At 71.4% G+C, this 13429-nt stretch carries 16 protein-coding genes; 9 read left to right on the forward strand and 7 right to left on the reverse strand.

Annotated features, from left to right (window positions below; genetic code table 11):
* Positions 1 to 1236, reverse strand: a complete 1236-nt coding sequence (locus Q392_RS05475) for a D-amino acid dehydrogenase (RefSeq protein ID WP_038202557.1) — start codon at positions 1234 to 1236, stop codon at positions 1 to 3.
* A gap of 259 nt (positions 1237 to 1495) precedes the next feature.
* On the opposite strand from Q392_RS05475, the gene Q392_RS05480 reads away from it, so the two are divergent.
* The 3 genes from Q392_RS05480 to Q392_RS05490 all read left to right on the forward strand — a co-directional run bounded on the left by Q392_RS05480 (position 1496) and on the right by Q392_RS05490 (position 3490).
* The gene (locus tag Q392_RS05480; protein ID WP_038202560.1) at positions 1496 to 2383 is read left to right on the forward strand and encodes a transporter substrate-binding domain-containing protein; all 888 of its coding nucleotides are present in this window, start codon (positions 1496 to 1498) and stop codon (positions 2381 to 2383) included.
* Between the two features lie 41 nt (positions 2384 to 2424).
* The gene (locus tag Q392_RS05485) at positions 2425 to 2796 is read left to right on the forward strand and encodes a hypothetical protein (protein WP_038202563.1); all 372 of its coding nucleotides are present in this window, start codon (positions 2425 to 2427) and stop codon (positions 2794 to 2796) included.
* A 298-nt stretch (positions 2797 to 3094) separates the two neighbouring features.
* Positions 3095 to 3490 carry a PaaI family thioesterase gene (locus Q392_RS05490; protein WP_038202566.1) on the forward strand — a complete coding sequence of 132 codons (396 nt, stop codon included), beginning with the start codon at positions 3095 to 3097 and terminating at the stop codon, positions 3488 to 3490.
* 36 nt (positions 3491 to 3526) lie between these two features.
* On the opposite strand, the gene phaP is transcribed toward Q392_RS05490, so the two are convergent.
* A complete protein-coding gene (gene phaP / locus Q392_RS05495; protein WP_038202569.1) occupies positions 3527 to 4024 on the reverse strand; it encodes a TIGR01841 family phasin in 498 nt (165 codons plus the stop codon).
* Between the two features lie 113 nt (positions 4025 to 4137).
* On the opposite strand from phaP, the gene Q392_RS05500 reads away from it, so the two are divergent.
* From Q392_RS05500 to Q392_RS05505, 3 genes are all read left to right on the forward strand, one after another.
* Positions 4138 to 4740, forward strand: coding sequence for a TetR/AcrR family transcriptional regulator (locus Q392_RS05500; RefSeq protein ID WP_038202572.1), 603 nt, complete (start codon positions 4138 to 4140; stop codon positions 4738 to 4740).
* A gap of 75 nt (positions 4741 to 4815) precedes the next feature.
* Positions 4816 to 4944 (forward strand): hypothetical protein, encoded by a 129-nt coding sequence (locus tag Q392_RS34030; RefSeq protein WP_281173391.1) that lies wholly within the window; start codon positions 4816 to 4818, stop codon positions 4942 to 4944.
* Between the two features lie 10 nt (positions 4945 to 4954).
* Positions 4955 to 5863 carry an alpha/beta hydrolase gene (locus tag Q392_RS05505; RefSeq protein ID WP_038202574.1) on the forward strand — a complete coding sequence of 303 codons (909 nt, stop codon included), beginning with the start codon at positions 4955 to 4957 and terminating at the stop codon, positions 5861 to 5863.
* Between the two features lie 9 nt (positions 5864 to 5872).
* Here the strand turns inward: Q392_RS05505 and minE are convergent, their stop codons facing one another.
* The 3 genes from minE to minC are packed head-to-tail and all read right to left on the reverse strand — an operon-like array spanning position 5873 to position 7754.
* Complete coding sequence (gene minE, locus Q392_RS05510) at positions 5873 to 6142, reverse strand: cell division topological specificity factor MinE (RefSeq protein ID WP_038202576.1); 270 nt, start codon at positions 6140 to 6142, stop codon at positions 5873 to 5875.
* 5 nt (positions 6143 to 6147) lie between these two features.
* Entirely contained in the window at positions 6148 to 6960 is an 813-nt protein-coding gene (minD, locus tag Q392_RS05515) for a septum site-determining protein MinD (protein WP_038202579.1), read from the reverse strand.
* A 47-nt stretch (positions 6961 to 7007) separates the two neighbouring features.
* Positions 7008 to 7754 carry a septum site-determining protein MinC gene (gene minC, locus Q392_RS05520; protein ID WP_038202582.1) on the reverse strand — a complete coding sequence of 249 codons (747 nt, stop codon included), beginning with the start codon at positions 7752 to 7754 and terminating at the stop codon, positions 7008 to 7010.
* A gap of 322 nt (positions 7755 to 8076) precedes the next feature.
* Here minC and Q392_RS05525 point away from each other — a divergent pair, with 322 nt between their 5' ends.
* On the forward strand, positions 8077 to 8346 hold the full coding sequence (locus Q392_RS05525; protein ID WP_038202587.1) for a hypothetical protein: 270 nt from the start codon (positions 8077 to 8079) through the stop codon (positions 8344 to 8346).
* Positions 8347 to 8507: 161 nt separating this feature from the next.
* The gene (locus Q392_RS05530; protein ID WP_051952925.1) at positions 8508 to 10055 is read left to right on the forward strand and encodes a WS/DGAT/MGAT family O-acyltransferase; all 1548 of its coding nucleotides are present in this window, start codon (positions 8508 to 8510) and stop codon (positions 10053 to 10055) included.
* Between the two features lie 13 nt (positions 10056 to 10068).
* Here Q392_RS05530 and Q392_RS05535 read toward each other — a convergent pair whose 3' ends face one another.
* Together Q392_RS05535 and Q392_RS05540 are read right to left on the reverse strand one after the other, a co-directional pair.
* On the reverse strand, positions 10069 to 11352 hold the full coding sequence (locus Q392_RS05535; RefSeq protein ID WP_038202590.1) for a solute carrier family 23 protein: 1284 nt from the start codon (positions 11350 to 11352) through the stop codon (positions 10069 to 10071).
* Between the two features lie 40 nt (positions 11353 to 11392).
* Positions 11393 to 11815 (reverse strand): PaaI family thioesterase, encoded by a 423-nt coding sequence (locus Q392_RS05540; protein ID WP_038202594.1) that lies wholly within the window; start codon positions 11813 to 11815, stop codon positions 11393 to 11395.
* A 107-nt stretch (positions 11816 to 11922) separates the two neighbouring features.
* On the opposite strand from Q392_RS05540, the gene Q392_RS05545 reads away from it, so the two are divergent.
* Positions 11923 to 13350, forward strand: coding sequence for an AsmA-like C-terminal region-containing protein (locus tag Q392_RS05545; RefSeq protein WP_245610642.1), 1428 nt, complete (start codon positions 11923 to 11925; stop codon positions 13348 to 13350).
* Positions 13351 to 13429 lie beyond the last annotated feature (79 nt).

Below are 13429 nucleotides of genomic sequence, written 5' to 3' on the forward strand. Positions count from 1 at the left end.
TTAGAGGTCGGTCGCCGCCAGCGCCGCGATCCCGGCGGCGGAGCCGAAGGCCAGCGTGAAGCCCAGCGCGCCGTGGCCGGTGTTGAACAGCATGTTGCGCGGCGCGCGGCCTACCCGCCCGACGATGGGCGTGCCGCGCGGCGTGGCCGGCCGCAGGCCTGCCCAGGGCTGCGGCGCGCCGAAGTCGCGCGCCGCCTGCGGGAAGACCGCCTTCGTCGCCGCGACCAGCGTGTCGATGCGGTCCTGCGGAATGGACAGGTCCTCGCCCACCAGCTCCGCCATGCCGGCCACGCGCAGGCGGTCGCCCAGGCGGGCGAACACGGTCTTGCGGGCAGTGTCGGTCACGCTCACGCGCGGCGCGGCGCCGGGTGCCGCATCCACCGGCACGGTGATGCTGTAGCCCTTGAGCGGGTAGACCGGCAGGTAGGCGCCGAGCTGCCGGCCGAAGCGCACGCTTGCCGTGCCCAGCGCCATCACGAACAGGTCGGCCTGCACCGGCCCGGCGGCGGTCTGCACCGCCTGCACGCGGCCGGCGCGCAGGTCGAAGGCCTCGGCCGCGTGCCCCAGCACGAAGCGCACGCCGCGCTGCGCCAGCGCCGCGGCCAGCGCCTGGCAGACCTTCAGGCAGTCGGCCGCGCATTCGCTGGGCGTGTGCACGCCGCCGGCGATCCGGCGGGCGTACTGCGCCAGCGCCGGTTCCAGCCGTACGCACTCCTCGGGCGTCACCACGGCCTGTTCCGGCGCGCCCAGGCGGCGCTGCAGCGCGATCTGTCCGCCCGCCGCCTCCAGGCCCTCGCGGCTGCGGTAGAGCACCAGCTTGCCGGTGGCGGAGAAGTCGCAGAAGGGCGCGTCGCCGGGCGCCAGCTCGGCGCGCATGGCCTCGAAGCCCACGCGGCTGACGGCCGCCAGCGAGAGCAGCCGCGCCGTGCCGTCGGCGGCGGCGCGCGCGTTGCAGGCGGCCAGGAAGGCCAGGCCCCAGCGCCACTGCTGCGGGTCCAGGCGGGGCCGCAGCTTCAGCGGCGAATCGCCGGCCAGCAGCAGGTGCGGCAGCTGGCGCCAGATGGACGCATCGGCCAGCGGCGCCACGTACGAGTAGCTCAGCTGCGCGCCGTTGCCGCTGCTGGTGCCGGCGCCCGGCGTGGCCTGGTCGACCACCGTGACCTGGTGGCCCTGGCGTTGCAACTCCCAGGCGCAGGCCAGGCCCACGATGCCGGCGCCGAGCACGCAGATGTGCATGAGACGAGTGAGGAAGAGGATGAGGAGGAAGGGACGGTGCCCGCCGAGGCGTCCACTCTAGGCGCCCGCGCGGCATGTGGACCATGCCGATCGCATGCCCACCCATGCCGGCAGGTCATGGGGGATACCCTCACCATAAGCTTTGAACATGGGCCGCGGGCAAAAAGGAATGCCACGGTGGGCGGGCTTGCGTCCACACTGGCCGGACCCTTGCTTGCCGGGTGTTTCTTCTTTTACTTCGTTCCCGAGAAAGGTACCCATGAAGCTCTCCGCACTGTCCGCCGCCGTCCTGCTCGCCACGCTGGCGGCCACGTCCGCGCAGGCCGGCGATACCTTGGCCAAGGCGGCCGAGGCCAACAAGATCACCTTCGCCTACCGCGAGTCCTCCGTGCCCTTCAGCTACCTGGACGGTCCCGGCAAGCCGATCGGCTTCGCGGTGGACATCTCCAACGCCGTCGCCGAGGCGGTGAAGAAGCAGACCGGCAAGGCCGACCTGAAGGTCGAGTGGATGCCCGTCACCTCGCAGAACCGCATCCCGCTGCTGAACAACGGCACCGTCGACCTGGAGTGCGGCTCCACCACCAACAACAGCGCCCGCGGCAAGGACGTGGACTTCGCCATCAACCACTTCTACACGGGCACGCGCCTCCTGGTGAAGAAGAGCTCCGGCATCAAGGACTGGGCCGACCTCAAGGGCAAGAAGGTGGCCATCACCACCGGCACCACCAACATGCTCGTCGTGCGCAAGTACAACGACGAGAAGAAGCTGGGCATCGACGTCGTCGGCACCAAGGACCACGCCGACGCGCTGCTGCTGGTGGAGACCGACCGCGCCGCCGCCTTCCCGATGGACGACATCCTGCTGTACGGCCTGAAGGCCAACGCCAAGGACCCGGCCAGCCTGGAGGTGGTGGGCGAGGCGCTGCAGGTCGAGCCCTACGCCTGCATGGTCCGCAAGGACGATCCGAAGTTCAAGGCGCTGGTGGACGGCGTGATCACCGGCATGATGAAGTCGGGCGAGTTCGAGAAGCTCTACGACAAGTGGTTCATGGGGCCCATTCCCCCGAAGAACCAGGCAGTTGGCCTACCCATGAGCGACGAACTGCGCAATAACATCAAGTCGCCGAGCGACAAGCCGGCCACGTGATCCGGCAGCGGCTCCCGCCGGCCGCGCCGGCGGGAGTTGCCATGACGAACACACGCATCCTTTCCGTTGTCCGACTGCTGGCGCTGGCCGGTTCCGCCGCGGTGCTCGGCGCCGCCCTGCCGGCGGCCGCCCAGCCCGAGGGCAACGATCCACCCAGGGCGCAGCGCGCCCACACGCTCAAGCAGCCCGCGCAGGACGGCAAGGTCGTCGGCGGCATGAAGCGCGGCACCGACGCCGCCGGCCGCGGCATCGACCGGGCCGAAGACGCCACGCGCCGGGGCATCAACCGCGGTGCCGAGGCGGCCAGCGCCCCCATCCGCCGTGTCGGCGAGGCCTTCGGCCGCAAGCTGGCGCCCGGCTCCAGCGGGCATGCGACGCCGCCGGCGACCGGGCCGCAGGGCAACGGCCCCTGACGACACTCACATTTCGTCACCCGCCGCCGTGCAGGCGTGTGAATTGCTTCACAGCGGCGGGCCGCCGAACGTGACACAGTTGGCACGTCACACACGTCAGGCACCGTGACGCCACGGGCTGTGCGAGCCCGTGGCCTGTCTCCTCCAGAACCCTCGCGGTTCCTTCCGCCCACCGGTTTCGGTGGGCTTTCTTTTTGCCGATGGCGGCCCTGCGTCCGCGACAGGGCTGGCCGGGCTGCCCGGCTATGCTGGCCGCCCGCCCATCCCCCGAGAAGAAAGAAAGAGGACGCTGCCCGCCATGGACATCCGCAACGACGCCCGCCCCCTGCTGCAGGCCATCGGCTTCGAGCGCCTGGTCCACAGCGCGCCGGAAGGTGTCGCCCGCGTGCGCTTCGCGCCCCGGTCCGAGTTCGCCCACACCGAGGGCACCATCGTGCAGGGCGGATTCGTCACCGCCTGGCTGGACAACGCGATGGCCTTCGCCGTGGCCGCCCGCGACGCGCAGGTGCGGCTCGCTTCGCTGGAGCTGAAGGTCAGCTTCCTGGAGCGCGTCGGCGTCGCCCCGGTGGAGGCCGAGGCCCGCGTGCTGCGCTGGGGCGGCAGCGTGGTCTTCCTGGAGGCGCAGCTCATGGACGCCGACGGCGGCGTGCTCGCGCGCGCCTCGTCCACCGGCAAGCTGCTGCGGCCCCGGTGAAGGCGGCCGGCCCGCGGGGCCGCCTACCTGTGCCCGCTACTTCTTCCTGCCGCTGCCCTGCTGCAGGAGCTGGGTGACCTGTTCCACGTTGTCGCTGACGCGCTTGCGCACGATCTCGAAGGCCTCGGCCTGCGACTTCGCCGCCACGTCGGCCAGCTCGCGGATGTCGTTGAGCGCCTGCTGGAAGGCGGCCTTGCCCATCTCGTCGAGCTTGGACAGGTTGGTGCTCATGTCCTGGCCCGGCAGGCCCTTCATCGCCTCCTGCCACTCGGTGACGGAGTTGCGCAGCATCTCCGTCTGGCGCTGCACCACGGTCTGCAGCCCCTGGTAGGAGCGCTTGTTGGCCTCGACCAGCGCCTCGATGTCCTTGCGGCCGTTCTCCAGCAGCGCGGCCGCGGTGCCCGTGAGGTTCAGGTCCTGCATCCGGTCCGTGATGCCCTTGAGCGACTGGGTGAACGCCTCCTGCATGTCGGCTGCGGGGTTCGAGCCCGCGCCGCGCTTGTCATCCGCGCCGGTGGTCTTGCGAGTGGCCATGCCAAGTCTCCTGGTCGTTGGTTGGGTGGATAGATAGCGCCGGTGACGATACCGCGTACAAGGCTTCGCGCCTAGCGCAGGCAGTTTTCAGACAACTGTGCTAAATTGACGGCATGGATGCCCGAACGCAAAAGAGCGAAATGACCCGCGCCGCCATCGTCGGCGCCGCGCTCGATCTCGTCGCCGCCGAGGGCCTGGAGGCGCTGACCCTTCAGGCCGTGGCCGACCGGCTGGGGCTGTCCAAGAGCGGGGTGTTCTCCCGCGCCGGCTCGCGCGAGGCCCTGCAGAAGGCCGTCATCGACGAATACGGCCGCCGCTTCGTGGCCGAGGTCTTCGCGCCCGCCATGCAGAAGCCCAAGGGCCTGGCGCGGCTGGAGGACATCGCCCAGCGATGGATCGCGCGCACCCGTGACGTCGAGACGCACGCCGGGTGCATCTACATGGCCGGCGCCTTCGAGCTGGACGACCGCGACGGGCCGCTGCGCGACCATCTCCACGCCGAGATCATCCGCTGGCGCGCCGCGCTGCGCCGCACGGTGCAGCAGGCCATCGACACCGGCGAACTGCGGGCGGACACCGATCCGGCCGAGGTCGCCAGCGAGCTGAACGGCGTCGTCATGACGCTGCTGCACGACGCACGCTTCCTGCGCGACCCGAACGCCGCCGCCCATGCCGCCGCCTCGTGGCGGCGCCTGGTGAAGAGCCACCAGGCCTGAATCAGTCCGACGCCACAGCGCCTTCGTCCATCTTCATCTGAATTTCGCACAACCGTGCGCTAACTGGAGAATCCCATGATCGCCTTCATGCTCTGCCTCCTCGTCCTCGGATCCGCCGCGCTCGCGCTGCGGCGTCTCGTCGAAGCGGTGCGCGACACGCTCGCGGCGCTGCCGCGCGACAACCAGGCATGGTGCTGGTACTGAGGAGCGCGGCATGAACGGCGTCGATGCTTCTTCCTCCAGCCCGGCCTCGGCCTTCTATGCCCAGGCCGGCGCAGTCACGCGGATGGCGCGCTGGGGCCTCGGCGCCTCGCAGCGGTTCTGGCCGGCGCTGGCGGTGCGCGCCGCCACGCGCCTGTTCTGCACGCCCCTGCCGCCGCGCCGCCTGCAGCGCCACCAGTGGCCGCAGGCCGGCTGGCGCCGCGTGCACTGGCCCTTCGAGGACGGCAGCCTCGTCGTCTACACCCCCGAAGCAGGCGATGCGCAGGCGCCGGCCGTGCTGCTGGCGCATGGCTGGGGCGGGCACGCAGGGCAGATGCTGCCGCTGGCGACCCGGCTGGCCGCGGCAGGGATGGCGCCCGTGCTGCTGGACCTGCCGGCCCACGGCCGCAGTGCCGGCAGCACCAGCAACCTGCCGCAGTTCGGGCGCGCGATCGGCTATGCGGCTGCGCGGCTCGAGGCGGAACGCGATGCGGCACCGAAGGCGGTGGTGGCCCACTCGCTGGGCGCCAATGCCGCGGCATGGGCGGCGGCGCGGGGCCTGCCGGCGGGGCGCCTGGTCCTGCTGGCGCCACCGGCTTCGCCGCGCGACTACACGCGCTACTTCGCGCAGGCCTTCGCCCTGAGCGAACGCACGCGCGCGGGGCTGCAGGACGTCGTGGAAGGACGCGAGGGGGTGCTGATGTCGCAGTTCGAGCCGCGTGCCGTCGGCCCGCGCATCGCGCAGCCGACGCTGGTAGTGCATGACCGGGACGACCGCGTCAACGCCTTCGCGGACGGGCTGGCGTTCGCCAGCGCCATCGCCGGTGCACGGATGCACGAGACGCGCGGCCTGGGCCATCGCCGCATGCTGCGCGACGGCCCCGTGCTCGAGGCGGTGGCGCGCTTCGTCGCGGCCGCCTGAGCGCCGGCGTCAGCGGGCCGGCGCGGCCTCGGGCAGCTCGATCTTCACCTCCAGCACCTCCAGGTCGTCCTGCTTCTCCAGGTTGACCTTGATGTCCTCGGGCTTGATCGACACGTACTTGGAGATCACGGCCACCAGCTCGCGCTGCAGTTCGGGCAGGTAGTTCGGGCGGCGCGAGCCCAGGCTGCCGCGCTCGTGCGCCAGGATGATCTGCAGCCGCTCCTTGGCGACGCTGGCCGTCTTCTTCTTCTCGCCGAGCAGGAAGGAGAGAAAGGACATGGCCCTTACCTCCCGAACAGGCGCTTGAAGAAGCCGGGCTTTTCCGCCTCGATGAAGCGCAGCGGCCGGTCTTCGCCGAGGAAGCGCGCCACCACGTCGCTGTAGGCCTGCGCCACCTCGGTCTCCTTGTCGTGGATCGCCGGCACGCCCTGGTTGGAGGCCTGCAGCACGGACTCGGACTCGGGGATCACGCCGATCAGCTTGATGCGCAGGATGTCCTGGATGTCCTCCAGCGAGAGCATCTGGCCGTCGGCCACCCGGTTGGGGTTGTAGCGGGTGATGAGCAGGTGCTCCTTGATCGGCTCGGCGCCGTCCTTGGCCCGCTTGGTCTTGGAGCCCAGCATGCCCAGGATGCGGTCGGAGTCGCGCACCGACGAGACCTCGGGGTTGGTCACGATCAGCGCCTCGTCGGCGAAGTGCATCGCCATCAGCGCGCCGGTCTCGATGCCGGCGGGCGAGTCGCAGACGATGTAGTCGAACTCCATCCCGCGCAGCTCGTTCAGCACCTTCTCGACGCCTTCCTGCGTCAGCGCTTCCTTGTCGCGCGTCTGCGAGGCGGCCAGCACGAACAGGTTGTCGAGCTGCTTGTCCTTGATGAGCGCCTGCTTGAGGTTGGCCTCGCCCTGGATCACGTTCACGAAGTCGTACACCACGCGCCGCTCGCAGCCCATGATCAGGTCCAGGTTGCGCAGGCCGACGTCGAAGTCGATCACGGCCGTCTTCTTGCCCGCCAGCGCCAGGCCCGACGAAAAGCTGGCGCTGGTGGTCGTCTTGCCGACGCCGCCCTTGCCCGAGGTCACCACCACGATCTTGGTCATTTGCCTGAAGTCCTTGTTGCCTTGTCTGTGTCGGTCGGAAGTGTCGTTCAGCCCGCGATGGGTTCCATCAGCAGCTTGTCGTCGGCCAGCCGGATCTGTGCGGATTTGCCCGCCACCGCCGCCGGAAGCGCCACTTCGGAGGTGCGGTAGATGCCCGCGATCGCCACCAGCTGCGCCTCCAGGCAGGTGGTGAAGATGCGCGCCTGCGTGTTGCCCCGCGCGCCGGCGATGGCCTTGCCGCGCAGCGGTGCGTACACGTGGATGTGGCCGTCGGCGATCACCTCGGCGCCGAAGTTCACCACCTCGGTCACGATCACGTCGCCGCCGCGCGCGTACACCTGCTGGCCCGAGCGCAGCGGCCGGTCGATCAGCAGCGTGCCGCCCTGCGGCACCGGCACCTCGCGCACGATCTGCGGCGCCGGGCTGGGCGCCTCGGCCGGTCGCGCCGGCGGCGCCACCGGCATGGCCGCGATCGCCAGGCCCGCCGCGCGCGCGGCCAGCGCCTGCGCCTCGGTGGCGCCGCGCACCGCCACCGGCTGCGTCTGGTGGCGCGACAGGATGCGGCGCAGCGCGGCGAAGTCGATGGCGGCCTGGGCCTCGTCTTCCGAGAGCTGCGAGAGGTCGATCACCACCGGCTCCTGCTCGAAGAAATCGGGCGAGTCCGCCAGTTGCACGTCGAGCGCCGCGGTCAGCACCGCCAGGTCGGCGGTCTTCAGGATCACCGCGATCAGCGGCAGCGTGGCGCTCTTGAACTCGAACACCGCGCGGCTGCGCGCGGCGGATGCATCGGTCATCGAAAAGGGGAGGAAGAAGGCTGCAGAAAGCCGCGCAGGACCGCGGCCGCAAAGCGTGCGAGTCTAACGGGCCGGCCCGCCGCTTCCGCCATGTGCGCCGGTGGCGCAGCGCCAGGCCACAGGTGTTGCACTGCGTTGCAATTCAGGTCGCCAAAGTCGGCACTAGTGGGCAAGCTTGCATGTTGCCGTGCACAAGTCGTTGCTATCGTGCGTGTCCTACGCCGAAAGTGTTCATCTCTGGTGCAGACTAGCGCCTGCGCCGTGGCCCGCACCCATGCATAGGAGGGCCGCGGCAGCGCGCACATCAGGGAGAAGAACGAGCATGAACCCGATCCTGGACCTGCGGCCGGTGCGGCCCGGCGTCTACACCTACAGCCTCCGCGCCCCCGGCCAGCCAGGCCAGCCCGGTCATCCCTGCCCGGACTTCTTCGCGAGCATCGCCGACTGCCTGCACGATGCCGCCAGCAGCCTGATGTCCTATTTCGAGCGGGTCGACGTGCGCCTGGGCGGGCACCCGGCCGGCATCTACGCCGTGCACGCGGTCGCGGCCGACCCGGACACCATCGCCGCCGACCTGCCGTCGGGCCGCTGACCGCTCGGCGCCCCTCCCTTCCGCTCCCGTCCCGTGCAGCAGCCCCCGCGTTTACGCGGAGGTGGCGCCCCGGCCGGCCGCTGTACAAAGGGCCACGCGGCCCGCGCTGCATCACTGCAGGCGCCGCGGCGCACCCCAGCACGACGAGACGGAGGCACCGCGTGAAACACCTCAGTGGCCTGGACGCCACCTTCCTGCACTTCGAGACGCCAGAGATGCCCATGCACGTGGGCTCGCTCAACGTGCTGCAGCTGCCCAAGGGCTACCAGGGCGATTTCTACGAGGACGCCAAGGCCTTCATGGCCGGCCGCATCCACCTGGCCGACGTGTTCACGCGCAAGCTCGCGCTGATGCCCTTCGACCTGTCCAACCCGGTGTGGGTGGACGATGACGACATCGACGTCGACTACCACGTGCGCCACATCACGCTGCCCAAGCCCGGCACCAACCGGCAGCTCCAGCAGTACGTGGCGCGGCTGCATTCCTCGCTGATCGACCGCAGCCGGCCGCTGTGGGAGTTCTACATCATCGACGGCCTCAAGAGCGGCGAGGTGGCGCTCTACACCAAGGTGCACCATGCCGGCATCGACGGCCAGGCCGGCGTGGAGGTGGGCAAGGCGATCTTCGACCTCGAGCCCGCCGGCCGCGTGGTGAGGCCGCCGCGCCGCAAGCCGCGCCGCAGCGGCTACCAGCTCGGCATGGCCGAGCTGGCCACCGCCGCCCTGCGCAACACCGCCGCGCAGTACGTCAAGCTCTACAAGATGCTGCCGGCGCTGGGCAAGGCGCTGGCCGACATGGCCGCCGCGCCGCAGGAGCTGCCGCGCGAGCTGGACCCGCGCGCGCTGGCCCGGCGCTACAAGCTGACGGCGCCGCGCACGCCCTTCAACGTCTCCATCACCAACCAGCGCGCTTTCGCCGGCCGCACCATTCCGCTGGCGGAGACCAAGGCCATCGCCAGGCACTTCGGCGTGACGCTCAACGACGTGGTGCTGGCCACCGTCTCCGGCGCGCTGCGCCAGTACCTCAAGGCCGGCAGCGAGCTGCCGGCCGAATCGATGGTGGCGGCGGTGCCGGTGAGCCTGCGCGAGGCCGGCGACGACACGGCCAACAACCAGGCGAGCATGATCCTGGTCAGCCTGGCCTCCGACCTGCAGGACCCGGTCGAGCGACTGAAGGCGATCAACCAGTCCTCCACCCAGTCCAAGTCGACCATGAACAGGTTCAAGGCCGTGATCCTGGACGACTTCCCGATGTTCGCCGCGCCCTGGCTGATGTCGGGCATGGCCTCCATCGTCGGCCGCTCGGGGCTGGTCAACATGCTGCCGCCGGCCGCCAACGTGGCGGTCTCCAACGTGCAGGGTGCGCCCTTTCCCATGTACTTCGCCGGCGCCCTGGTCACCAGCTACTACCCGGTGTCCATCGCCAGCCACGGCACCGCGCTCAACATCACGCTGCAGAGCTACAACGGCCGGCTCGACTACGGCCTGATCGCCTGCCGCCGCGCGGTGCCGGACGTGAACGAGATCGGCGACCACCTGCTGGCCGAGCACCGCAGGCTGATGGCGCTGATGCAGGAGGCCGCGCCGGCGGAAAAGCCTGCCGAGGCGCCTGTGCGCGAGCGCTGGGCCGCGCCGCGCAGGAAGGCCGTGGCGACGGCGCGCAAGACGGCGCCCGTCAAGGCCGCCAAGGCGGCGCCGCGCGGCGCCTGAGCCGCCGGGCCGCTCAGGCGTTGCGCGAGCGCCCGAGCAGGGCCCAGAGGATGATCGCGCCGAAGGTGGCGGTGCCGATGCCGCCCAGCGCGAACTGGCCGAACTTCAGCGTGAAGTCGCCGGTGCCCAGGATCAGCGTGATGGCCGCGACGATGAGGTTGCGGTTCTGCGAGAAGTCCACCTTGTTGTCGACCCAGATCTTGGCGCCGGCCACCGCGATCAGGCCGAACACCACGATGCTCACGCCGCCCATCACCGGCAGCGGGATCGCCTGGATCAGCGCGCCGAACTTCGGCGAGAAGCCCAGCAGCAGCGCGATCAGCGCCGCCACCACGAACACCGCGGTGGAGTAGATGCGCGTGGCCGCCATCACGCCGATGTTCTCGGCGTAGGTGGTCACGCCGGTGCCGCCCGCGCCGCCGCTGACCACCGTGGCGATGCCGTCGCCGATGAAGGCGCGGCCGATCAGCGGGTCGAGGTTGCGGCCGGTCATGGCCGTCACCGCCTTCAGGTGGCCCAGGTTCTCGGCCACCAGGATGATCGCCACCGGCGCGATCAGCAGCATCGCGCCGGCCTCGAACACCGGCGTGGTGAAGGTCGGCGCGCCGAACCAGGCCGCCGCGGCGATGCCGGAGAAGTCCATCGGCTTGCCCAGGCCCAGCCCGTTGGTCAGCAGCGCGTAGACCACGCTGGCCAGCAGCAGCCCCACCAGGATCAGCAGGCGCTGCACCATGCCGCGCGTGAACACCGCCACCACGCCCACGCTGAGGAAGGTCACGGCCTGCATCCAGGCGTCGAAGTTGGTGGGCGCCATGTTCTTGATCGGCACCTGCGCGAGGTTCAGGCCGATCACCGCCACCACCGCGCCGGTGACCACCGGCGGCATGAAGCGCTCGATCCAGCCGGTGCCGACGGCCTGCACGATCGCGCCGATGACGATGTAGAGCACGCCGCAGGCCACGATGCCGCCCAGCGCAACCGCCAGGTTGGCATTGGGCCCCTGGCCGCCGTAGCCGGTGGCCGCGATCACCACGCCGATGAAGGCGAAGCTCGAACCCAGGTAGCTGGGCACCCGCCCGCCGGTGACGAGGAAGAAGATCAGCGTGCCGATGCCGCTCATCAGGATCGCGATGTTGGGCGAGAAGCCCATCAGGATCGGCGCCAGCACGGTGGCGCCGAACATGGCGATCACGTGCTGCACCCCCATCGCGGCCGTCTGCGGCCAGGGCAGGCGCTCGTCGGGCGCGACGACGGCGCCGGGGCTCATGGCGACTTCGCGCCAGCTGAACAGGCTCATGGATGTCTCCTCGGGTGTTGTTGTTGAAAAGAGGGAAGGCTCAGCGCGGCTGCAGGATCGCCATGGTCAGGCGCGAGACGCAGGTCAGTTCGCCGGCGTCGTTGCGCAGCTCGATCTGCCAGACCTGCGTGCTGCGGCCGCGGTGCACCGGCCGCGCGGTGCCGGTCACCCAGCCGCTGGCGGCGGCGCGCAGGTGGTTGGCGTTGATGTCCAGGCCCACGGCGCGCTCGCCTTCGGGGACGGAGAAGTGCGCCCCGCAGGAGCCCAGCGTCTCGGCCAGCACCACCGACACGCCGCCGTGCAGGATGCCGTAGGGCTGGCGGGTCCGCTCGTCCACCGGCACGCGGGCGGTGATGTGCTCGTCGCCCACCTCGAGGAACTCGATGCCCAGGTGTGCTGCCGCCGTGCCGGCCTGGCCGCGGGTGAGGATGTCGACCGAGATCTCTTTCTGCCAGATGCGCATGCGCTCTCCGAAAAAACATGGCGCCGGAACGACGGCGGGCGCCGGGTCGCGAGACTATAGCCAGCCGCTGCTGGCGGCGCTGCGGGGCGAGGGCTATAAGTGGATGCATGGCCACTCCCGCACCGGGCACCGCAGCCGTCCGCACGCCGGCGGGCCGCCGCGTGCTGCGCGGCCTGGCCGTGGCCGTGGCCGTGGCCGCGGCGGCGCTGGCGGTGCTGCTGCTGGCCGGCATCGCGCTGCTGGCGGCCTGGCTGCCGGACGACGAGGCGCTGGCCCGGCGCGCGGCGGCGGAGTTCGAGCGGCGCTTCGGCGTCGCCGTGAGCGTGGGCGGCGCGCACTGGGCGCTGCGGCCGGCGCCGGTCATCGTCTTCGAGCAGGTCGCCACCCGCCAGCCGCAGCCGATCACGCTGCGCCGCCTCGCGGCCTATCCCTCGTGGCGCGCCGCGCTGTCGCGCCGCATCGAACTCGTGCGCGTGGAAGCCGAGGGCCTGGTGCTGCCGCGCGCCTCGGTGCGGGCTTTCCGCGGGCGCGAGGCGGCGGCCGGTGAGGCGCCGGCGGGCGGCGGATGGACGCTGGCGCCGGTCCCGGTGCAGCGCGTCGTGTTCCGCGGCGCCACGTGGATCGACCGCCGCGGCATCGCCCTCGCCTACGACGGCGAGGTCGAGTTCGGCACGCAATGGCGCCCGCGCCGCGCCGTGGTCGAGCGGCCGGGCGTGACGCCGCCCGCCCGGCTGCGCCTGGCGCGCCAGGAGGAGCGCTACGACGACAGCGACGGCCGCGGCGACGTGCTCACCGAGCGCTGGCGCGTGGGCATCGACGCGGGCGGCGGCACCTGGAACGGCGAGGCCACGCTGACCGGCCCGCGACAGGGCCGCCTGCGCCTGCAGGCCGCGCTGTCGCCGCGCGGTGTGGACCTGGAGGCGCTGGTGGGCGCCTTCGGCCGGCATTCGGCCGTGTTGGGCCGCGTCGACGGCGAGACGACGCTGGAGGCCGAGGGCCGCGGGGTGGGCGAGCTGGTGCGCAGCCTGCACACCCGCACCCGCTTCACGGTGCGGCCGGCGACGCTGCGGCATTTCGACCTCGCGCGCACCGTGCGGACCGCCGGCCGCCAGCGCGAGGGGCAGACCGTGCTGGACGAACTCACCGGCGTGCTCGACACCCGGGCCACCGGCGACGGCGTGCGCCTGCGCTACAGCGGGCTCAAGGCGCGCTCGGGCGTGCTCGGCGCCAGCGGCCGCGTGCAGGTGCTCAACCGCCGGCTGTCGGGCGACATCGCGGTGGACCTGGTCGACGGCGTGGTCGGCATGCCGCTGCGCCTGGGCGGCACGCTGGACGCGCCGCAACTGTCGCTGTCCGGCGGGGCGCTGGCCGGCGCCGCGGCCGGCAATGCGGTGCTCCCGGGCGCGGGGGCGGTCATCGGCGCGCGCATCGGGCAGCAGCTGGAGCAGTGGTTCGACGACGACGATGAGGAGCGGGAGAAGGAGGAAAGGCAGCCGAAGGAGCAGGCGCCGCCCGCCGGACCCGCCCGCCGGTGACGCAGGGGTGCGCTTCCTCCTACCCGCATCGCAGCCACGTCCCACACCGCCGGCGCCGGCATGCGCTAGGCTGGAAACC

The sequence above is a fragment of the Xenophilus azovorans DSM 13620 genome, assembly GCF_000745855.1.
Classification (GTDB): domain Bacteria; phylum Pseudomonadota; class Gammaproteobacteria; order Burkholderiales; family Burkholderiaceae_C; genus Xenophilus; species Xenophilus azovorans.